Source organism: Micromonospora sp. LOL_021 (assembly GCF_048060215.1).
Lineage (GTDB): Bacteria > Actinomycetota > Actinomycetes > Mycobacteriales > Micromonosporaceae > Micromonospora_E.
Genome location: NZ_JBHMIN010000016.1, coordinates 101982 through 121437, shown reverse-complemented (window position 1 = coordinate 121437; position 19456 = coordinate 101982). Strand labels below are relative to the sequence as shown.

Genomic DNA, 19456 nt, shown 5'->3' with positions numbered 1-19456 from the left:
GGGCCGTCTCATTTATCGGGGGGTCCACTGTGGGTTATCGGGGCCCTGCTGAATAAGCCTCATGGTAGATCCGGTCGATATCGGCAATCGACATCTGCAGTTCTCGCACCGTCGGCGGATCTGTCGAGACATCACCGACAGCTGTCCCGCTCAAGCCACGGGCCGGAGTCAGCGCCCGCCGCAGCAGGCCAACCGCGATCTCGTCGTCATCGGATCCGGCCCCGGCCGCCGGGCTGGCGACAGGAGGCCCGACGAGTACGGATGTCGGCACGGCAAGCGCAGCGGCGATCGCCCGCAAGGTCGACATCCGTGGTGATCCCGGCTTGTTCTGCTCCAGCTTCTGAATCGTCTCGACCGCAAGCCCGGCAGCCTCCGCCAACTGCTCCTGAGTGAGTCCCCTGAGTCGACGTAGCCGCCCTACATTGTCGCCCACCGTCGGACTCATCGCGCCGCCTCCCGAACCCGCGCCCCGGCCGTACGGAACTCGGCCCTGCCATAGCGACCGCCGTCAACAACCGTACCGTGACGACGTCGCCGATTTGCGTGGGCCGGTGATCTGACGTAGCGTCCTCCAGCGTCCGATCAGGATGGCGAAGCCGCGTTCGCCCTGCCGCCGCTGACCGTGCAGCAGATGGTTGTAGAAGCGGTTGTCGCGGGCAAGCCGGCTGCCATCGGCGAGTTGCTTGATCGGGGTCTTGACGCCCTGGCCTGCGCTTCGTAGCCGGAGTCGGCCAGGGTGGGCAGGTTCAGCTCGGTGGCGGCCCGGTTCAGGACGATGTGCAGGTCGGTGGCCTGTGCGGTGAGGACCGTGATGCCCTCGGCCAGGCACCGGTAGGCGGTCGCCCGGGCGACGTCGGAGCCGGTGCCGAGCAACGCGGTGTCCTCGCCCTTACGAAACCAGACAAGCACCGTCAGCGCCTGGCGGGAGCAGGTCAGGCGCAGGTGCCGGTTCGGGTTCCTCGCGTCCGGCTTCATCGCCTTCATCCGTGTCGCGCTAATCAACACATTCGCGTCGCTGAGATCAGCTCACTGGTCGACGCAGCGGCGATGTACGTCATCCTGCGCGTACAACCGATCGAGCGTCGGCGGCATGTCCGTTCAGCCAGTCATCGTCGCCTGTCTGTAGGCGTCCGGCATGCCACCCTTGCCGTTACTGTGTGACGTCGGATGAGCGCCGTATCGGCGCACCGTGCTGCTGCGATGGAAGGAACGCTGACGCTGCGCATGATCAACACTGTCCTCAATTGCTTGAATGCCCGACCGGCCGTACGCGAGCTTTAGGGCCGGCTGGCCAGCTCGCTGGGGCTGGCCTATGGTGCTGTTCCTGAGGCCAGCCGCCGCAGTCCGTCATGATACGTTGGACGGACCGGTGTGTACTGGACGGCCGAACCCAGCCGTGTTGTTTATCAAATCGTGGAGCTCGCGTACCGTCGGGCCACGAGCGACCAAGAAATCTCCACGCGTGACTCCAAAAGTTTGGATTCGATCGGCATTCCATGAAATCTTCGGCTGACATCGCCAGCGAGCTGGACAAGCTCGCGAAAGAGCCGGCCTGTAGCAATATCGCCACTACCCTTGATCGCCTGGCGACGGATTTCCGGGCCGGTGAGATCCAGCGTTGGGCCAACGTGGACATCCTGCGGCAGCTCGATCCGGACGAGGTCGTCGTCGCTAGGTCCGCCACGGTCAGCCGGCGACTGGAGGTGCTTGACCTCTTTCGGACCCTGGCCCTGTTCCTTCCGCTTCTGTTCACGTGGGGGGGCATATTCTTTGCCGTGCATGCGTACCGAGGCTTGTTGAACGCTCCGCAGGAGGAGCAGTCGAGGTTTCAGGACGCGTCGTTTCTCCAGATGTGGACCGAGGGATTCGGCGATCGGACCTGGGTCACTCTTGACGTCGTTGCGCTCTTCGATCTCATCGCGATTGCCGTGGTCGTGGTCCTTTTCGGGGCCGGCGGATGGCTGCAGCGACGCGCAGACCACGAAAACGACACGGCTCGCCGAGACATCGTCAGGCAGCTGCGCTCAGTCGCCACCGAGGCGGCGCTGGCCGTCAGTGAACAGGCAGACAGCCGGCCGGACCGCCTGTTGGTGGAGCTCAACCAGCTGGCGCCTGCGTTGCAGGAGACCCTGCGAAGCCTGGTCGCCGCACAGAAGGATTTCGTCGCCTCGGCGGGAGCCGGAAGGGCGAGCTCCACCGCCCTGACGAAAGCCACCGGCGGTCTCGCCAAGGCAGCGAAAGGGATCGCCGACGGTGTCGGCGATCTGACAACGAACCTGGCGTCCATCGGCGCGACCGCAGGGAGATTCGACGACACGGCCCGATCCCTGGTCGAGTCGATGAACGATGTCACCGAACAGCTGCCGTTGATCCGCAATCAACTGCACGACCATCTCCAGACCGCCGCGCAGTTCAGCGACCGGGTGGACGTCCTGCACAAGCAGCATCTGGAGAGTCTGTCCGCCATCGTTCCGCTCTACGAGCAGACGTTGCAGCATCTCCGGGGAGCGCAGGCGGAGATCGTGGCCACTGTCGCGCACGGAAAACAGAACGTCGAAGATCTCGTCCGCGCGACCGGAGACATGGCGAACGCGGGGAGCGCGGTCGCCGGGAGCGCCGACGGCCTCCAAGCCCACATCACCTCGATCGCCGCCGCGACCGGCACGTTCGAGACCACCGTGAAGTCGCTCCTCTCCGGCGCCACCACCATGAATAGTCGGTTGCCGGCGCTGCAGCAGGACGTCGTCAACGTACTGGGGGCGGTCAAGAGCGTGGGCGCGAAGCTCGACAGCCTGTACGAACGCCAAGAAGTGCTCGTGCGGGATCTGGGCCATGTCGTCGACGTTCCACTGGCGGCGGCGGCTGCTGCCAAGAAGACCGCCAAGCTTGCCAACGCCACCGAAGCCGCGCTACTCAAGACCCTCACCACGCTGCCGGGGGAGATGGAGAAGCTGGGCGGCGCCGTGATCACTACGTTGGATCGGGAACTCGCCGAACGCCGAGCGACGGCGAATGCCATGAGTGGTGCGTCCGCTGCGGCCGAACAGATGGTGTCGTCGGCTGAACAGGTGATGCGCGGACAACTTGAGCTGGCGAGCCAGACCGTCCGCCGGTTCGAGCAGGAACTCGAAGCCACTGCGGCCACCCTGGCACAGTCGTCACGAGAGGCTGCGGCGACCTTGACGCAGGCAATCGACCGGCTCCGTGAAACACCGCCGCACGTCCTGCCGGACCTGCACCAGGTGCACCGTCAGCTGGCGGAGAACCTCGACGCCAGCCGGCGTCTGGTCGAGGCCCTGTCGAACCCAGGACGCGGGGAAGCACCACCTCGTGGCCGGATCTCGTCGCTGCTGCGCCGACGCTGGCCGATCGGATAGCGGGCCGCTGTGGATCAGCCAGGCATCTCACCGACCGCGCCGAACGCGGCGCGACTTCTCGGCATCGTCGGCTGGGTATTCGCCGACATGCTGTTGGTCCTCGTCGTGGTTTTCCTTGCGACCCAGACCGGCGGAGCCGTAACGCCGAGCGCTGTCGCGACCCCCACCCCCGCAGCAACCCCGAGCGCGTCACCGACGTCGCAGGTTACGAACCGGTCGCCGGAACCGCCCGCCGGTGTCGACAGCGACTTTGTGTGCATGCGGATCGACACCAATCCCGCTCTGCTGACCGGGGCGCCGTCAGCTGCTCGTGACGCCCACCTGGCCGCCATCGAGCGGCAGCTTAAGGAACGGACGTCGCAGCCCGATCTGGCCGGCCGGAAGGCGGGAATTGTCCTGTCGTTCGGCGTGGCCGATTCCCCAGACGAGGGAACCAGGTACGCGGAAGCGTTCAACACGGAGATCCTGCCCCAGGTGCCGGCCGTTTTCGGCCGGGCCGACGGAGCGGTCGTAGGGAGCCGCGCTTTCTGGGGTGGTCGGCCGCGCGCAGGCAGGAAGTCCGGCTCTATCGAGGTGAACATTTATCCGATGATCGACGCGACGAACGGTCCCCTGGGCCGTCTCGGCGCGGAGCGCTGTTGACAACGAAGCACCACTTCGCGGTCATCGCGGAGTAAAGGAGGGATCACATTGACCATGATGGACCTGCCCGGTGGGGCGATATCCAGGCGGCCGCTGCGCTTCTACTGGGTGCTCGACGTGTCTGGCTCGATGGCCGGGGAAAAAATCGATCGGCTCAACTTCGCTATTCGTGAGGCCCTGCCCGCGATGCGGGATTCGGCCGCCGAGAATCCGTACGCCGCCGTCGAGGTCCGCGTGCTGACCTTCAGCACGGGGTGCCAATGGGTGACGCCGGGGCCGGTCCCGGTCGAAGACTTCAATTGGACGGGCGTCCCGGTCAACGGCATCACCGACATGGGCGCGGCGATGAAGGCGATGGCGAAGGAGCTGTCCGTCAGGAACATGCCCGAGCGGGGGCTCCGCCCGGTGGTGGTGCTGGTGTCGGACGGGCAGCCGACCGACGATTTCGACAGCGGTTTCGACGCGTTGATGGCGGAACCGTGGGGCAAGCGCGCTCTGCGGATGGCCATCGCGATCGGCGACGACGCAGACCTTGACCCGCTCCGTAAATTCATCGGCCACCAAGAGGTCGAACCGCTGCAGGCACGTAACTCCCCCGACCTGGTGAAATACATCAGGTATGTCTCGACGACCGTGCTGAAGTCGGCGTCGGCACCAGCGAGCCGGACTGTAACCGTTCCATCCGATGGAACTCCCACTCCGCCGCCTCCGCCGCCCGCTGCTGATCCTGACGCCGACGCTGTCTGGTGAGCGGAGAGCCGGAGGAAGTGTCTAGTGGAGGACGACGCGTTGGGCACACACGGAGTTTCGCGGATCTGGCAGGCAACGAATGTGTCGGTCACCGGAGCAGCGCATTACCGAAGCGACGTCGAGTGCCAGGACGGTAGCATCAGCAAGAGCTGGGACGCGGGGTTGTGGGCGTTGGTGGCGGTTGCTGACGGGCACGGTTCCGAGGCACACTTCCGGAGCCGACGTGGTGCCGAGTTCGCGGTGGCGGCCATGGAAGAGGTGTTCTCCTCCTATCGGGACCTCGAAGAGAAACCGTCTGTCCGGAGGACCATGGCCAGCACGAAAATCGACTGGAGCGAGGCTCCGAACCTTCTCGTCGCGAACTGGTATGCGCGGGTGCGCGGCGATCTGATCGCCAATCCGCCCCGGATATTTGAGTTGAACCCGGTAGAGGTTCGGCTCGGTCGCTACATCGACCACGTCATCGCGACGCAGGGCCCTGCCGCAGCGCAAAGATTGTACGATCAATTCGCGGCGTTCGAGTCTTACGCCGAGTCGGTTGACTCCAGTGAGACGGAGCCCGCAGGTCCGGACGCGTATGGGCCCAGCCCGCAGGAGTGGGACGCCGAGAGGCTCGGCGACTGGCACTTCCGGGCGTATGGATCGACGGCTCTGGGGGTCCTGATCGGACCCGACGCGATCCACTGGCTGCAGATCGGTGACGGGGCCATGGTGACGATCACCGGCGGAGAGCCGAGCTACCTATGTCCACCGCAGGCGGAAGCGATCGCGAACGCGACGCCGTCGCTCTGCGACGACGATGCGAGATACCGGATCAGCGCGGGTACGGTACCGGTGGTACCGGGAAACGTTCCGTCCGCAGTCATCTTGGTTACCGACGGTGTGCCGAACTCGTTCGAGAACCAAGCGGGATTTTTTCAGTTCTGCGCCGACATCGCCAAGCGAGCCGTGGAAACCGCAGACCTGTCGGCGGACCTGGAGCGCTGGCTGCCAGAGATATCGAGGCAAGGAAGCGGCGATGACATGTCGGTGGCCATGGCGTGGGCGACCGAGCGCCAGATCGAGCGCCATGGACGGCCGTGGGCGACATGGCCCAGCTGGTTCGAAAGTGACAGGCGAGACGGGACCGAGACGACATGCTGAAGCCAGATGACAAACTCGACAGCTCAATGGGGAATACGGTCACCATCGGCAAGCTGCTGGGGACCGGCGGACAGGGTACGGTCCACGAGGCGCGACTGGCCGACGGCAGTAAGGTCGCGGTGAAGTGGTTCCACCCGGCGAGTCAACGACGGGAGCTGCAGGAGAGCATCACGGCTCTGGTCGAGGAGAAAGCCCCGTCCGCGCACTTCCTGTGGCCCGATGACATCGTCACAAAGGGTCACGAGTTCGGCTACGTAATGCGGCTGCGGCCACCGAGCTTCGTCGGCCTCCCGATGGTGCTGGGCCGCAAGGTCGGCATCCGGTTCAGCGAGCTGGTCCGGGCTGCCAGCCAGACGGTATCGGCGTTCAAGGCACTCCAGGCCAAGGGTCTGTTCTACTGCGACATCTCGGACGGGAACCTCTTCATCGACCCGAAGACCGGAGAGGTTCTCATCTGCGACAACGACAACGTCGCATCCTCCCGGGCCAAACCACAGGTGCTCGGCACCGCGCGGTTCATGGCGCCCGAGATCGTTCGGCAGGAGAAGAAGCCGTCTGCGTTGACCGACAGCTTCTCAATGGCCGTCCTGTTGTTCCTGTTGCTCATGAACGACCACCCGCTGCAGGGTAAGGCCGAGGCGCAAATTCACGTGTTTGACGAGGCCGCGATGCGACGGATCTACGGCACACACCCGGTGTTCATCTTCGACCCGTCCGACTCATCAAACCGTCCGGTGCCGGGCGTGCACCTCAACGCACCCGTGTTCTGGAAGTTGTACCCCGAAGTCCTCCGCACGGTGTTCGTTCGGGTCTTCACCGAAGGAATCAACGACCCCGGCCGTCGGCCGTCATTCGGTGAATGGCAGTCGGCGCTGACGGCGGTTGCGGATGCGATGGTCGAGTGCGCCTCCTGCAAGGGCCAGAACTTTGTCTGTGTGACGCGTCCCCATGAGATCGTCTGCTGGCGCTGCCGACAAGGGTTTCGGTCCCCGGTTCGACTGGTGATCGGGCGCAGCCGCCTGATCGCCTTGAACCGGACCACGAAGCTGTATGCCCATCACCTGACGAAGCTCGGTGACCCTGCGGCCGGCGGCCCAGCCTGCGCCGAGGTCACGCAACACCCGACCAAGAGCATTCTCGGCCTGAGGAACACCAGCCGCACCCAGTGGCTCGCACAGGTGCCCGGCAAGGCTCATCAGACGGTCGCGCCCGGGCAGTCGGTCAGCCTCACCCCCGGAACGAAGATCCACTTCGGGGAGGTGGAAGGCACGATCGAGGCGTAGCCCACCTCCACCGAAGGGTTAGACGTCGCCGTGCTGGTGGAAGCTCTCGATTTGGCCGGAAGGAACTCCGCTGTACCGGCACGGCGACCACCGGCAGCGCCACACACGCGCGTCGCCGTCCCAACAGGTCAGACGAGCGCATTGCCCACACTTGACGAAGGATACCGCTTCGCAGTGTGGGCAACCCGGGAAGCCTTCATCGAGACACAGAAGCGCGTTGATCACTGCGTTGCCATATTTCTCCCGACCGGCGCGATGCTGGTCGAGCGCGAAGGCCCATGTCGCATACCAGGCGTCGGACCGCTCTTCAATCCGGAGGCCATACAGATTCGCGCTGCGTTCGCAGCGGGCGAGCAACACATCGGCGTTCATAGGAGTTAGCGTACTTGAGGAAAGCTGACGGCCTCGTGACGTCTGTGGACGGATTGTCAGTCTTAGCTGAATGGTGAACAACCTTGACGAGATGATTTGTCACTTGTGTGCTGCGAAGCCGGCGTGCTGGAGCTGCAGATTGCTTACCGATGGCTGCGTTTGGGAGTGGGCGCGCGTTACGCTTGAAATCGTGCGTCGGGGATACGGGCAGGGTCATTGCGTAGTGGGGTAACTGCTGGTCACGGTCGTGATGAGGTCGTGGGGGCGGCGGTCGGCGCGGCGGGTGGCTCTGGCGATGTTGGTCTCGCCGTTGCCTCGGTGGAACCCGATCGCGGTGTTGCGCAGGACCGCCGCGACAGCGGGCCCGTTGCCGGTACGAGCCCGGTGGGCGTCCTCGCGGAAGGTCACGTCTCGGACCCAGTGCAGCCGGTTCTCGATGTGCCATTCCATTCGGGCCCATTGCCGCAGTTCAGCAGGTCGGGCGTCGGCTGCGGGCAGTGACGCCACCAGATAGACGGTCTCTCGTGTGCGTTTACCGGCGGTTGTGCGGGTACGGGTGATCCGGACGGCCTGCTGGGCATGCGGGAAGCCGATGCCACCGGGAGTCTGGAGGGTCAACGCTTTGACGGTACGGGTCTCCCGGCGGCCGTGCCCGACGTCGCGGTGTTGGTCCCCGACCGGCACCCGCGCCCACGGAAGGCGTTTGAGCTGGGCGAACAACGTCGGCTGGTTGGCCTTGACCGACACGTACAGGTGTCCGCCGGCAGCGGCGACGGCACGAGCGTGGGCCACCTGGGCGGGCAACGCGTCCGCGACGATCACCACACCCGCCAGGCTCCCCAGTCGAGCCTTGACCTGCTCCAGCAGCGGGGCGAACGCCGGGATCTCGTTCGACTTCGCCGCGACCTGGACCTGCGCCAGGACCACACCGGTCGACGTGTCGTAGGCCGACAGCAGATGGACCCGTCCTTCGGGCAGGACAACACCCCGCACCACCTTGCCGTCGACAGCGATGACACGCCGCGCCGGCGCGGGCGCTGGTAGTCGGGAGCACAGCCAGTCGGCCAGGACCGACGTCAACGTCTCGGCGTCGACGCGGACCAGCAACCGCCACACCGTGGTCAGGACCGGTACCCGGCCGGTGAACCCGAGCCGGCCCCACGCCGACGCGTCGAGATCATCGACCCAGTCGCCGATCGCCGCGAACGTGGATGCCCCGGCCACCACCGCACACACCGCAGCCGCGAGCACGCTCGCCAAGGGGTAGCGGACTCCTCGCGGGTCACGAGGATCGGGAACTCGGGCCAAGGCTTCCAACAGGCCATACGCCTCCCGGTCGGCGGGAATCGTGCCGGATGGGGCGGGGGCGTGCTGACGGATCACGTCGATCAGCGATGATGACATGCGCGGGTGTAGTCCTTGTCGGTGTCATGTTGTCTCAGCAACTCCATGATCACCTACGGGCCGCACCCGCCCTTTGTCACCCTCCAACCAGGTCGATGACAGCGCGTTCACGCAGGCCAGAAGGGCTTCCAGGCGACTACGCAAAGCCCCTGGGGATACGTGGCACCGGGGACGAACGACACTGCGGCCTCCTCGATGGCGCGGTTCGCCTCGGACACCATCCCAGCGTCCGCGACCACGGTGACGTCGGACAGCCGGTACGCGTGCAGGAACGCGCGCAGGAACGGCAGCATGGTGGTGGTCTCGGCCCGGTTGCCGTCGAACGCGTGCACCATCAACGGGAACCCGGCCCCGTCGGTGAGCAGGCCGACGGTAATTTGCCGCTCCAGACGGCGTTCCTTGGAGAAGCCGGGTTCGCGGAACCCGTCGCCTTCGTCGGCTTCGAAGGACAGCGTGGTGACGTCGTAGAGCAGCAGGGTCGCCGGCCCCAGCCGCACGTGCTCGGCGCAGGCGCGTGCCAACCGGGCCCGCCACGGGCCACCCGCCGCATCAGCTCCGGCCTCGGCGCCGGCCGGGTAGTGCGGCGTCGGAGGCACTGTCACCGCCGGCGTAGACCCGCAGCCGCTGTTTGATCGTCGCGTACGACGGCGCCCACGCGCCGGCCTCGTCCAGCACCCGCACCGAATCGAGCTTGCTGGTCGGCTCGATGATCCTGGCCAGCACCAACGCCTTGAACACCTCATCGCGGCCGCCGGCCCCGGCGAGTAGACGTTCGCACCGTCAGTGCTGAACGGCTAGCGCCGAATTCCGGTGGCGGGTCGGCGCTGGGGTCGGCAGGATCGGGGGAATGACCACCGAACCAGACCGGCAGGCGGTCGGCTCACTGCGGGCCGTGGCGATCGACGCGCCGGACATCGACCGCCTGGCCACCTTCTACGAACAGCTCGCCGGCTGGCGACGCCGGCCCACCGGCGACGATGACGACGACTGGATCACCCTTGTCACCGACGACGGCTGGCAGATCGGGCTGCAACAGGCCGTCGACCACGTACCGCCGGACTGGCCCGGCCAGGACCGGCCGCAGCAGGCCCACCTCGACTTCCAGGTCTCGGACATCGACGCGGCGGCCGACCACGCCCAGCAGCTCGGTGCCAGCCTGTTGCAACGCAACGAACGGTGGCACACCCTCGCCGACCCGGCCGGCCACCCGTTCTGCCTGTGTCTGAAAGCTGACGAGCCGCAGACCGCTCTGGCGGGCGTCATGCTCGACTGCCCCGACGCCAAGGAGCTGAGCCACTTCTACGCCGGACTGCTCGGCAAAGCGGTGACCTACGAGGGGGACGGAATCGCGATGATCGACGAACAGGGTGCACAGCCCGTCCTGTTTCAGCAGGTCGAGCAGTACGCCGCGCCCCGCTGGCCGGATCCGGCGTACCCGCAGCAGATCCACCTCGACGTGCAGGTCCAGGACGTGGACGCCGCCGAACGGGCCGCCCTCGCCATCGGCGCCACCCGGCTGGACGGTGCCGGCCCCGACTGGCGCGTCTACGCCGACCCGGCCGGCCACCCGTTCTGCCTAGTCTGGGCGGCCTGATCAGCCATGATCCGACGGTGGGCACAGCGCCGGTAATCACGCGAGGGAGCCTCTCCTCTGGCCAGACCTGGCCAGGCGGTCAGCGGAGCGCTGGCCTGGGCGCGAGAACCTGCACCGGGATCAGTTCAATACCGAAAGTGCCGTTGCCGATCTGGCCGAACTCGTTCCAGCCCCAGGCTGCCACGGTGTAGTCCGGCTGTAGCGCCAGGTTATGTTGGTAGCTGGCGGAGACAGCTCTGATCAAGGACAGGTACTTCGTGCAGGGTGCCACCTGCCCCACCGCACACACCCGTGCCGGAGTCAGCCGAGTGGTCCTGGTGCCATCACCGAGTTGGCCGACCTCGTTGTAGCCCCAGGCCACGACACCACCGCTACTGAGCTGCGCAATGCTGTAGAACTCGCCGCTCGCGATGTGGCGGATCCCGTACAGAAACCGGGCGCAGGGTGCGACCTCTCCCACGGCGCACACCCGCACCGGAGTCAGACGATTGGTCCTGGTGCCATCACCAAGTTGGCCGTACTCGTTGTAGCCCCAGGCCACCGGACTGCCGTTGCCCAGCAGGGCCATGCTGTTGCGTCCTCCAGCCCCCAATTCCTTCACCGCGTTCAGGAACCGAGAGCAGGGCGCGACCTCCCCAATCGCACACACCCGCACCGGAATGACGCGGGAGACGGTCGTGCCATCACCAAGCTGACCGTAGAAGTTGTTACCCCAGGCGATGGCCTGTGCGCTGTCCACCGCCGCCAAGGTGTGGTAATCGCCGGCATCGAGGGCTCTGACTCCGGTCAAGAACCGGGCGCAGGGCGCAACCTCCCCCACCGCACACACCCGCACCGGAATTACCCGGTCCACGGTCGTGCCATCACCCAGCTGACCGTAGGAGTTGCTACCCCAGGAAACGACGGTGCCGTCGGTCAACTGCGCAAGGCTGTGCAGACCACCTGCGGTCAGGGTCCGGACCCCGCGCAGCAACTCGAAACAGGGAAAGTTGATGCTCTCCACCGCGCACACCCGCCGCGGACTATATTCGTCGACATTGGAGCGGTTACCGACCTGGCCGTACCTGTTGTAGCCCCAGCCAACGACCGTACGATCCCTCAGCAGAGCGAGGCTGTGAAACGCGCCCGCAGCGATGGCGATCACGCCGGTAAGGAACTCGGTGCAGGGCGCCCGCTGGCCGACGGCGCACACCGGTGTCGGGGTCAAGCTCCCTCTTGTTGTGCCGATACCGAGCTGGCCCCAATCGTTCCGGGCACCCCAAGCGACGACGGTGCCATCCGAACGCAGGGCGATACTGTGCATGGTGCCGGCAGCGACAGCGGTCACGGAACCCAGCTCGGCCGAGACCTGTCGATTACCCGCGTCGCCAGCAGACACGGCGGCGATCGCACTCTCGACCTGTCCACTGTTCGCGTAGCCGGCAGAGGCGTCACCGATCACCAAGGCCATGGCCGTAGCCAGCACCGCCGCCACATAGCCGACCACCGACCACCGACGACGACCAGCCGTCACGGCAGAAGAAACGACTGACAATTCTTGAGGGGAGTGGCAACTCATCATTCTCCTAGCCTGTGATCGTGATCGACACTTGGTCGCCAATTTCACCTCCCCGCCCCATAGATAGGGCGTCAGGGATTTAGATAAGACCATAAGCCAAAACACCATGGTCAAGAAATAGGTTTCCCGAACGAGTACTTTACTCACAAGTAGGCGAGGACTGTTCTCATGTCGCCCCCAGCCCGCCGGGCTCGTCTGAGCCGCGTGGGGCGGCCGGACGAGGAGAAATGATCACGACAAGCTGGCGTACCGCTGTCACCATCGGGCCATGGCCCGGCATCGCCGACGCCAACATCCGTCGATCAGCGAGGAAGTCATGACCGACATGTCCGGCGACCGCAGCGACGCTGCCGGTCCGCGTACCGACGACACAGGTCAGCCCCGGCGTGGCCGGCAGCCGGTCACCCTGCCGGACTGGATCCGTGACCCGGAGCCGGTCCGGGGCACCTGGCGGCAGCGGGCGATGCTGGCCGCGTTGCGCCTGCCCGGCGGACCTGGGGTCCGCCGGGCCTGGTGGCGCTGGCAGCGGCGGCAACGGCTGCACCGCCGGTTTCCGATCCTGACCGCGTTGATCGCGGTGCCGCTGGCCTTCGTCGCGATCATGGCGCTGGTGTCGCTGGTCTACTGGCTGTGGGCCCGGATCTGGGTGGTCCCGTAGGCCGACCGGCCGGCGCTACTCGCAGGCAACGCCGTCGCCGTCGCGGTCCAGGCCGTAGACGTCCTGTCCGACGACCCGCACCGGCCCGCTGACGTACGCCGGACCGTTGCCGCTGCCGCCGGCACAGTCGACATCGCTGACGAACGGCACGCACGCACCGGTGTAGCTGGGGTGGCACTGCTGGGCGACCTTGGTGCCGACCAGCACCACTTTGGTGACCGGCTTCTTGGTCACCTTTTCGCTGACCAGCTCCTTGGCCGTCGGCACCCCGTCGGTGTAGGTCACCCGGTAGGTCAGCGTCTTCACCCCGGTGACGCCGGCGGTCTTCACCTTCGTCTTGCCCTTGGCGAGGTTCGGGTCGTCGACCCGCTTCTCCTTGAAGGGAATCTCGCGCGTCTCGGTCACCGTCTTCGTCTCCACCTTCGGCTGCGCAACGGTCGGAGACGGGCTTGGAGACGTGCTCGGGGACGGGGAGGCGGTCGGGCTGGCCGAGGTCGAACCGCGCGCCACGGCGGAGGTGGGCGGTGCCGACCGGTCACCGTCGGCACCGCCTCCGCTGAGCGCGGTGAGGCCGTCCCCGGTGGTCTGCGGCTCCGAGGAGACCAGACCCGCCAGGAACGAGCTGCCGCCACAGGCCAGGACGAAGACCGCCAGACCGGCGCCGAGATAGGCCGCTGCCTTCTGGCCGGGGCCGAGCCGCCCGGTACCGGTGGTGGGCAGCGGACGCTGGTTGATGTCGTGCGCTGGATAGGTCACCGGCGAAGTGTGCCGGCCGGCATCGATGGCTTACAGCAGTCGAAGAGGGACAGTTTCCTGCGGCTAGGGCAATCGGGGATGTCCGATCATCTTATCTCGGCGACCCTTTCGCTCGGTCCAGCTCGGATCCAACGGCGGCGGCGAATGTCTAGAACGGCTAGGTACCGGTTGGACAATCAGCCATCCTTCATGTTCAGGCCGGGACGGGCAGCGCGCCCAGGGCACGACCGGCCTCTCGGGCGGCCTGCAGCGCTCCGGCGTGCAACTGCGCGGCCTCGTCGGTGAAGGCGTCAAGCGCGGGGTTGACCCCGACCAGGGTGAACTCACGTTCGACCAAGGTGAGCTCGGCACCCCAGCAGTCGGCGATGACCCGCCGCAGGTACGGCGTGGAGTGGTCCCAGCCCTCCCGTGGGGTGCCCGGTCCGTACGCGCCGCCACGGACCGTGGCGAGCACGACCGGCTTCCCCGCTAGGAACGGGACCCCGGTCGCCCGTGGATCGGCCAGGACCACATCGAGGTACGTCTTGAAATGCTGGGAGACGCCGTAGTTGTACAGCGGTACGGCGAACAGGATCGCGTCGGCTGCGATCAGTTCGTCCACGAGTGTCGCGGCGAGGGCGACGGCGTCGCGCTGCTCGGCGGTCTGCTCCTGGGCCGGAGTCATGCCGGCAGTCACCGCGGCCGCCCAGACGGTGGACGGCAGGGTGTCGACGCCGATGTGGCGGGTCACCACCGAATCGCCGGAGTGGGCAACGCGCCACTCCTGTTCGACGATGTCGGCGATCTCGCGGCTTGCGGAACCGTGCGTACGGATGCTGGCGTCCAGCCGGAACAGGGTCACCACTACTCCAGTTGCTCGTAGGTTCAAGCTTGAAGCTCAACGGTAGCTGGTATTGGTTCAAGCTTGAACCGGTTGAGACATCCGTCACTTCAACGGTGAACCGCAGACGTACGCTTGGCCTTGTGCCAGACGAACCCCGGTGGCTGACCGACCGCGAGCGCGAAGCGTGGTTGGCCCTGGCCAAGCTCATGTTCAACCTGCCCAGCGCGCTCGACGCCCAACTGCTGCGGGACAACGACCTCACGCTGTTCGACTACTTCGTGCTCAGCGTCCTGTCCATGACACCCGGCCGCACCCTGCGCCTGAGCGACCTGGCCGGTCAGCTCTCCAGCTCGCTGTCCCGGCTGTCGAACGTCGTCAAACGCCTGGAACGACGCGGTCTGCTGCGCCGCGAGCCCGACGCCGACAATCCCCGCTACACCAACGCCGTCCTCACCGACGCCGGCTGGGAGCTGGTCGTCGCCGCCGCCCCCGGGCACGTCGCCGCCGTGCGCCGGTACGTCATCGACGGCCTCACCGACCACCAGATCGACGTGCTCCGCGCAGTCGCCTGCCACGTCACCCGCAACCTCGCCGTGGACTAGTCCCGGTCGACGAAACGGAACAGCGTCTCGTCGAGGCGCAGACGCAACGCCGCAGGCACCCCGGCGAAGCGGTGCACGCCGACCCCGTACCCCTCGGATTTGTCGGAAAGCCAGACCTGGACGAAGCCGGCGACGGCGAACCACTCCAGGATGCTGGGCACCAGGTCCGGCTCCCGACGGTGCCGGGTCCAGATCACCGTGCCGCCGGCAGCGGTCAGCTGCGGCGCGGCCGCGACCACCCGGGCGACGTCGACGTCAGTGATGTTGCCGAACACCCCGCAGAGCAGGACCAGATCGGCGGGTACGGCACCCGCGTAGTGGGCGGATCGGGCCGCATCGCCGGTGACCACTTCAAGGTCGATGCCGATCGCGGCCGCCCGGCGGCGGGCCCGGTCGGCAAGCTGCGGGTCCAGTTCGACGAGCCGGCCGTGCACGTCCGCCCGGCGCGGATGCCCATCCAGTACGCCGAGCACGTCCCGGCCCTCGCCGGCGCACATGCTCACCACCCGGACCGGGCCCGCCGCTGCCGCGTCCAACGTCTCCCGGATCCGAGCCTGCACCACCGCCAACCGCCGGGACAGCGCTGAGTTCGGATCCGCGTACGCCTCGTGCCAGGCACTCCAGTCCCGCCGACTCATATTTGCCGACTGTAGCCAGGTCGGTACCGGCTGCCGCCCCTGATGCCCGAGTCGGCTGACCCCCGGATCAATCCCCCACTCTGGAGCATCGCCATTCCGCCTGCGCCACCATGACGGAGCAGCAGGCTGCCCTTTGCAGCAACGCACAGACCCTCATTGCTCGATGCCGGATCATCGATCAAGGCGGCTATCCCGTTACCGTCAAGAGTGGAGATATCGCTGAAGCCCATCTGACGCCGACGCGCCGGATGACGCTGACACGTAGCCGACACGACCAGCGAGACCGGCGGCACCGGGGGGACGAAGTGAGACCGGTTCAGCACTCATGAACACGCCCACTGACTGGCGTGTTCGCGCTGGTCAGGGGACGTTCTTGCTGGCCGGTGAGCGGAGGGCGTGGGATTCGAACCCACGAAGACATTGCTGCCTTACCGGTTTTCAAGACCAGCGCCATCGGCCACTAGGCGAGCCCTCCCGGTGCGAGGCGAGCCGGAGACGGTCGGCCGCCGCGCCGCTGTGCCCTAGTGTGCCACGGGTTCGGAACCGGTGCCCGGCCCCGTGGTTAACGCGGCGGTAGCCGCCCGGCAACCGGCCCGACCGGGTAAGACTTATCCCATGTACGCGATCACCGTGCCGCAGCCCGGCGGACCCGACGCCCTGGTCTGGGCCGAGGTGCCCGACCCCACCCCCTGCCCGGACGAGGTGATCGTCGACGTCGCCGCGACCGCCGTCAACCGCGCCGACCTGCTACAACGGCAGGGGCACTATCCGCCGCCGCCGGGCGCGTCGCCGTACCCCGGGTTGGAATGCTCCGGGGTGATCAGCGCGGTCGGCGCGGACGTCTCCCACCACAAGGTCGGCGACCAGGTCTGCGCGCTGCTGGCCGGCGGCGGGTACGCCGAGCGGGTCGCCGTGCCCGCCGGGCAGCTGCTGCCGGTGCCGGCCGGGCTGAGCCTGGTCGACGCCGCCGCGCTGCCCGAGGTGTCCTGCACCGTCTGGTCGAACGTGGTCAAGCTCGCCGGGCTGCGGGCCGGCGAGTCGCTGCTGGTGCACGGCGGTGGCAGCGGCATCGGTACGTTCGCGATCCAGCTCGGTGCGGCGCTCGGCGCGACCGTGCTGACCACCGCCCGCGCGGCCAAGCACGAACAACTGCGGGCGCTCGGCGCCCACCACACGATCGACTACACCACGGAGGATTTCGTCGCCCGCGCCCGCGAGCTGACCGGCGACGGTGACGGCGGGGTCGACGTGATCCTCGACATCATCGGCGGCGCCTACCTGGAGCGCAACGTACGGACACTGGCCACTGGCGGCCGGTTGACGATCATCGGGTTGCAGGGTGGGCGCACCGCCGAGCTGAACCTGGGTGCGCTGCTGGCCAAGCGGGCCACGATCTTCGCGACCGCGTTGCGGTCCCGGCCGCTCGCCGAGAAAGCGGAGATCGTCCGCCGGGTGCACGACCAGGTCTGGCCGCTGGTCGCCTCGGGCGCGATCCGGCCGGTCATCGACCGCCGGATACCGATGGCGCAGGCGGCGCAGGCGCACGGCGTCGTCGAGAGCAGCGACCACCTGGGCAAGGTGCTGCTGGTGACCGGGGAGCGCTAGCCGCCGTCGAGCAGGATGCGCGGGCCGGGGCCGGCGGCGGCCAACTGGTCGGCCGGGTTGTACAGCGAGCACGACCGCAGCGACAGGCAGCCGCAGCCGATGCAGCCGGTCAGGTCGTCGCGCAGCCGGGTGAGCAGCGCGATCCGCTCGTCGAGCCGGGCCTGCCAGCGCTGGGACAGCCGTGCCCAGTCGGCCTTTGTCGGGGTACGCGACTCGGGCAGCTCGTCCAGCGCCTGGCGGATCTCGTCCAGCGGCACACCGATCTGCTGGGCAATCCGGATGAACGCCACCCGGCGCAGCTCGGTGCGGTCGTACCTGCGCTGGTTGCCGCCGGTACGACCGGCCCGGATCAGCCCGATCCGCTCGTAGTACCGCAGCGCGGACGGTGCCACCCCGGACCGGGCGGCCAGATCGCCGATGGTCAGTGTCCGCTCCATCACAACACCCTTGAGTTGAAGTCAACTTCAACTTACAGGGTAGGGGCATGTCAGCCTTCATAGCCAGCCCGGTCGCAGCGCCGCACCCGCCGCCGGCCCCCACCGGGTCCGCACCCCTTCCGCCGCAGACCGCCACCGGGTACGCGGCACTTCCGCCGCTGCTGCGCCGGATCACCGGCGACGAGAAGCATGAGCCGAGCGCCAACTCGACGTTGGACGTGCTGTGGGTCCTCTACGACCGGATCCTGCGGATCAGCCCGCAGACCGTCGACGCCGCCAACCGGGACCGGTTCCTGCTGTCCAAGGGGCACGGGCCGGCCGCCTACTACGCCGTACTCGCCGCGAAGGGGTTCATCCCCGACGCCTGGCTCGACGACCTGGCCGGGCCGGACAGCCCGCTCGGACACCACCCGGACCGGCTGCTGGTACCCGGGGTGGAGATCGGCTCCGGCTCGCTCGGGCACGGCCTCGGCCTCGGCGTCGGCATGCTGCTCGGCCTGCGCGCCCAGGGCCTGGCCTACCGGGCCGGCGGTGCCGGCGAAACCCGGGCCGGCGGGGCCGGTCGGGCCGGCGGAGCGCGGGTCTACGTCCTGGTCGGCGACGCCGAGCTCGACGAGGGGTCGAACCACGAGGCGATCGCGTACGCCGGCAGCCGGCAACTCGCCGAGCTGACCGCGATCGTCGTCGACAACGATTCGGCCACCCACGGCTGGCCGGGCGGACTGGCCAGCCGGTTCAGCGTCAACGGCTGGACCACGACCACCGTCGACGGCCGGGACCACGAGGCACTGACCGCAACGCTGACCGGGCACGACGGGGTACGCCCACATCTGGTGGTCGCCCGGACGCCGGCCAAGTACACCACCTCGGACGGCAAGGAGGACGGTCATGCGTGACGCCTTCACCCGCGCCACCACCGGCCTGCTGGACGACGACCCACGTACCGCGTTGGTGCTGGCCGACATCTCGGCCGAGGCGTTCGCCCCGGCCGCCCGCCGACACCCCGACCGGGTGCTCAATGTCGGCATCCGCGAGCAGTTGATGATCGGCGTGGCCGGCGGGCTGGCGATGACCGGGCTGCGGGCCATCGCCCACTCCTACGCGCCGTTCCTGGTCGACCGGGCGTACGAGCAGATCAAGCTCGACCTCGACCACCAGGGCGTCGGCGCGGTGCTGGTCAGCGTCGGCGGTTCGTACGACGCGGCGGCGGAGGGCCGCACCCACATGTCCCCCGGTGACGTGGCGCTACTCGACACGGCCGGGCCGTGGACGGTGCACGTACCAGGCCATCCGGACGAGGTCGCGCCGTTGCTGCGCGCGGCGGCCGGTCACGACGATGCCGTCTACCTGCGGCTGGCCGCACGCGGTAACCGCAGCCCGCACGGTGACGGGGTGTCGGGCCGGCTGGTGACGGTGCGTCGGGGCAGCGGGGGAGCCCCGGTCGTCGTCGCGGTCGGCCCGATGCTCGACCCGACGTTGGACGCGGTCACCGGGTTGGACGTGACGGTGGCGTACACGAACACGCCGCGCCCGTTCGACGTCACCGGCCTACGGATGCTCGTCGACTATGTCGATCCGGTGGTGGTGCTGGTCGAGCCGTACCTGGCCGGCACGTCCAGCCACCTGGTCGGCGCCGCGCTGGCGGACCGGCCGTACCGGCTGCTGTCGTTGGGGGTCGGCCGGGAGGACCTGCATCGGTACGGCAGCGCGGCGGACCACGACCGCTGGCACGGGCTGGACCCGGCCGGCCTGCGGCGCTCGGTCACCCGGTTCGTCACCGGCTGACCGGCATTCGTCAGCGGTTTATCGACAGA

General features: G+C 67.6%; 20 protein-coding genes, 1 tRNA gene and 1 pseudogene. 11 read left to right on the top strand and 11 right to left on the bottom strand.

The window, feature by feature from the left end:
• Window positions 1–34: 34 nt before the first annotated feature.
• Both ACFHWT_RS13610 and ACFHWT_RS13605 read right to left on the bottom strand, forming a co-directional pair.
• The gene (locus ACFHWT_RS13610; RefSeq protein WP_416594960.1) at window positions 35–445 is read right to left on the bottom strand and encodes a helix-turn-helix domain-containing protein; all 411 of its coding nucleotides are present in this window, start codon (window positions 443–445) and stop codon (window positions 35–37) included.
• 137 nt (window positions 446–582) lie between these two features.
• Window positions 583–984, bottom strand: a complete 402-nt coding sequence (locus ACFHWT_RS13605; RefSeq protein ID WP_416594959.1) for a hypothetical protein — start codon at window positions 982–984, stop codon at window positions 583–585.
• Between the two features lie 512 nt (window positions 985–1496).
• On the opposite strand from ACFHWT_RS13605, the gene ACFHWT_RS13600 reads away from it, so the two are divergent.
• From ACFHWT_RS13600 to ACFHWT_RS13580, 5 genes are read left to right on the top strand one after another with little or no spacing between them, the layout of a single operon-like run.
• The gene (locus tag ACFHWT_RS13600) at window positions 1497–3377 is read left to right on the top strand and encodes a hypothetical protein (protein ID WP_416594958.1); all 1881 of its coding nucleotides are present in this window, start codon (window positions 1497–1499) and stop codon (window positions 3375–3377) included.
• Between the two features lie 9 nt (window positions 3378–3386).
• Window positions 3387–4019 (top strand): hypothetical protein, encoded by a 633-nt coding sequence (locus tag ACFHWT_RS13595; protein WP_416594957.1) that lies wholly within the window; start codon window positions 3387–3389, stop codon window positions 4017–4019.
• Between the two features lie 48 nt (window positions 4020–4067).
• Complete coding sequence (locus ACFHWT_RS13590; RefSeq protein WP_416594956.1) at window positions 4068–4769, top strand: vWA domain-containing protein; 702 nt, start codon at window positions 4068–4070, stop codon at window positions 4767–4769.
• Window positions 4770–4793: 24 nt separating this feature from the next.
• On the top strand, window positions 4794–5912 hold the full coding sequence (locus ACFHWT_RS13585) for a protein phosphatase 2C domain-containing protein (RefSeq protein WP_416594955.1): 1119 nt from the start codon (window positions 4794–4796) through the stop codon (window positions 5910–5912).
• On the top strand, window positions 5906–7195 hold the full coding sequence (locus ACFHWT_RS13580) for a protein kinase domain-containing protein (protein ID WP_416594954.1): 1290 nt from the start codon (window positions 5906–5908) through the stop codon (window positions 7193–7195). Before ACFHWT_RS13585 ends, ACFHWT_RS13580 begins: the two co-directional genes overlap by 7 nt.
• Window positions 7196–7213: 18 nt before the next feature.
• Here ACFHWT_RS13580 and ACFHWT_RS13575 read toward each other — a convergent pair whose 3' ends face one another.
• The 3 genes and pseudogenes from ACFHWT_RS13575 to ACFHWT_RS13565 form a co-directional block, all read right to left on the bottom strand.
• Complete coding sequence (locus ACFHWT_RS13575) at window positions 7214–7567, bottom strand: hypothetical protein (RefSeq protein ID WP_416594953.1); 354 nt, start codon at window positions 7565–7567, stop codon at window positions 7214–7216.
• A 213-nt stretch (window positions 7568–7780) separates the two neighbouring features.
• Window positions 7781–8971 carry an ISAs1 family transposase gene (locus ACFHWT_RS13570; RefSeq protein ID WP_416594952.1) on the bottom strand — a complete coding sequence of 397 codons (1191 nt, stop codon included), beginning with the start codon at window positions 8969–8971 and terminating at the stop codon, window positions 7781–7783.
• Window positions 8972–9123: 152 nt separating this feature from the next.
• A pseudogene (locus ACFHWT_RS13565) lies at window positions 9124–9715 on the bottom strand (transposase); the annotation flags it as partial.
• 103 nt (window positions 9716–9818) lie between these two features.
• Between ACFHWT_RS13565 and ACFHWT_RS13560 the strand changes: the two are divergent.
• A complete protein-coding gene (locus ACFHWT_RS13560; RefSeq protein ID WP_416594951.1) occupies window positions 9819–10565 on the top strand; it encodes a VOC family protein in 747 nt (248 codons plus the stop codon).
• A 79-nt stretch (window positions 10566–10644) separates the two neighbouring features.
• Here ACFHWT_RS13560 and ACFHWT_RS13555 read toward each other — a convergent pair whose 3' ends face one another.
• Window positions 10645–12051 carry an RCC1 domain-containing protein gene (locus ACFHWT_RS13555; RefSeq protein WP_416594950.1) on the bottom strand — a complete coding sequence of 469 codons (1407 nt, stop codon included), beginning with the start codon at window positions 12049–12051 and terminating at the stop codon, window positions 10645–10647.
• A gap of 388 nt (window positions 12052–12439) precedes the next feature.
• On the opposite strand from ACFHWT_RS13555, the gene ACFHWT_RS13550 reads away from it, so the two are divergent.
• Window positions 12440–12781, top strand: a complete 342-nt coding sequence (locus tag ACFHWT_RS13550; RefSeq protein ID WP_416594949.1) for a hypothetical protein — start codon at window positions 12440–12442, stop codon at window positions 12779–12781.
• 15 nt (window positions 12782–12796) lie between these two features.
• Here ACFHWT_RS13550 and ACFHWT_RS13545 read toward each other — a convergent pair whose 3' ends face one another.
• Both ACFHWT_RS13545 and ACFHWT_RS13540 read right to left on the bottom strand, forming a co-directional pair.
• Window positions 12797–13537 carry a G5 domain-containing protein gene (locus ACFHWT_RS13545; protein WP_416594948.1) on the bottom strand — a complete coding sequence of 247 codons (741 nt, stop codon included), beginning with the start codon at window positions 13535–13537 and terminating at the stop codon, window positions 12797–12799.
• Between the two features lie 193 nt (window positions 13538–13730).
• Window positions 13731–14378: an FMN-dependent NADH-azoreductase gene (locus ACFHWT_RS13540; protein WP_416594947.1), complete on the bottom strand. Its 648-nt coding sequence runs from the start codon at window positions 14376–14378 to the stop codon at window positions 13731–13733.
• Between the two features lie 122 nt (window positions 14379–14500).
• On the opposite strand from ACFHWT_RS13540, the gene ACFHWT_RS13535 reads away from it, so the two are divergent.
• Window positions 14501–14962 carry a MarR family transcriptional regulator gene (locus ACFHWT_RS13535; RefSeq protein ID WP_416594946.1) on the top strand — a complete coding sequence of 154 codons (462 nt, stop codon included), beginning with the start codon at window positions 14501–14503 and terminating at the stop codon, window positions 14960–14962.
• On the opposite strand, the gene ACFHWT_RS13530 is transcribed toward ACFHWT_RS13535, so the two are convergent.
• Complete coding sequence (locus ACFHWT_RS13530) at window positions 14959–15600, bottom strand: SAM-dependent methyltransferase (RefSeq protein ID WP_416594945.1); 642 nt, start codon at window positions 15598–15600, stop codon at window positions 14959–14961. The genes ACFHWT_RS13535 and ACFHWT_RS13530 overlap by 4 nt on opposite strands.
• A 388-nt stretch (window positions 15601–15988) precedes the next feature.
• Window positions 15989–16075 (bottom strand) — tRNA-Ser (locus ACFHWT_RS13525).
• Between the two features lie 140 nt (window positions 16076–16215).
• Between ACFHWT_RS13525 and ACFHWT_RS13520 the strand changes: the two genes are divergently transcribed.
• Window positions 16216–17205 carry an NAD(P)H-quinone oxidoreductase gene (locus ACFHWT_RS13520; RefSeq protein ID WP_416594944.1) on the top strand — a complete coding sequence of 330 codons (990 nt, stop codon included), beginning with the start codon at window positions 16216–16218 and terminating at the stop codon, window positions 17203–17205.
• On the opposite strand, the gene soxR is transcribed toward ACFHWT_RS13520, so the two are convergent.
• Complete coding sequence (gene soxR, locus ACFHWT_RS13515; RefSeq protein WP_416594943.1) at window positions 17202–17642, bottom strand: redox-sensitive transcriptional activator SoxR; 441 nt, start codon at window positions 17640–17642, stop codon at window positions 17202–17204. The genes ACFHWT_RS13520 and soxR overlap by 4 nt on opposite strands.
• 47 nt (window positions 17643–17689) lie before the next feature.
• On the opposite strand from soxR, the gene ACFHWT_RS13510 reads away from it, so the two are divergent.
• Together ACFHWT_RS13510 and ACFHWT_RS13505 are read left to right on the top strand one after the other, a co-directional pair.
• The gene (locus ACFHWT_RS13510) at window positions 17690–18538 is read left to right on the top strand and encodes a transketolase (protein ID WP_416594942.1); all 849 of its coding nucleotides are present in this window, start codon (window positions 17690–17692) and stop codon (window positions 18536–18538) included.
• Window positions 18531–19427, top strand: coding sequence for a transketolase family protein (locus tag ACFHWT_RS13505; RefSeq protein WP_416594941.1), 897 nt, complete (start codon window positions 18531–18533; stop codon window positions 19425–19427). The genes ACFHWT_RS13510 and ACFHWT_RS13505 overlap by 8 nt, the downstream gene beginning before the upstream one ends.
• Window positions 19428–19456 lie beyond the last annotated feature (29 nt).

Coding starts and splice junctions, on each gene's coding strand:
- ACFHWT_RS13610 (WP_416594960.1), bottom strand. CDS start 445: ATGAGTCCGACGGTGGGCGACAATGTAGGGCGGCTACGTCGACTCAGG.
- ACFHWT_RS13605 (WP_416594959.1), bottom strand. CDS start 984: ATGAAGGCGATGAAGCCGGACGCGAGGAACCCGAACCGGCACCTGCGC.
- ACFHWT_RS13600 (WP_416594958.1), top strand. CDS start 1,497: ATGAAATCTTCGGCTGACATCGCCAGCGAGCTGGACAAGCTCGCGAAA.
- ACFHWT_RS13580 (WP_416594954.1), top strand. CDS start 5,906: ATGCTGAAGCCAGATGACAAACTCGACAGCTCAATGGGGAATACGGTC.
- ACFHWT_RS13575 (WP_416594953.1), bottom strand. CDS start 7,567: ATGAACGCCGATGTGTTGCTCGCCCGCTGCGAACGCAGCGCGAATCTG.
- ACFHWT_RS13570 (WP_416594952.1), bottom strand. CDS start 8,971: ATGTCATCATCGCTGATCGACGTGATCCGTCAGCACGCCCCCGCCCCA.
- ACFHWT_RS13560 (WP_416594951.1), top strand. CDS start 9,819: ATGACCACCGAACCAGACCGGCAGGCGGTCGGCTCACTGCGGGCCGTG.
- ACFHWT_RS13550 (WP_416594949.1), top strand. CDS start 12,440: ATGACCGACATGTCCGGCGACCGCAGCGACGCTGCCGGTCCGCGTACC.
- ACFHWT_RS13530 (WP_416594945.1), bottom strand. CDS start 15,600: ATGAGTCGGCGGGACTGGAGTGCCTGGCACGAGGCGTACGCGGATCCG.
- ACFHWT_RS13520 (WP_416594944.1), top strand. CDS start 16,216: ATGTACGCGATCACCGTGCCGCAGCCCGGCGGACCCGACGCCCTGGTC.
- soxR (WP_416594943.1), bottom strand. CDS start 17,642: ATGGAGCGGACACTGACCATCGGCGATCTGGCCGCCCGGTCCGGGGTG.
- ACFHWT_RS13510 (WP_416594942.1), top strand. CDS start 17,690: ATGTCAGCCTTCATAGCCAGCCCGGTCGCAGCGCCGCACCCGCCGCCG.
- ACFHWT_RS13505 (WP_416594941.1), top strand. CDS start 18,531: ATGCGTGACGCCTTCACCCGCGCCACCACCGGCCTGCTGGACGACGAC.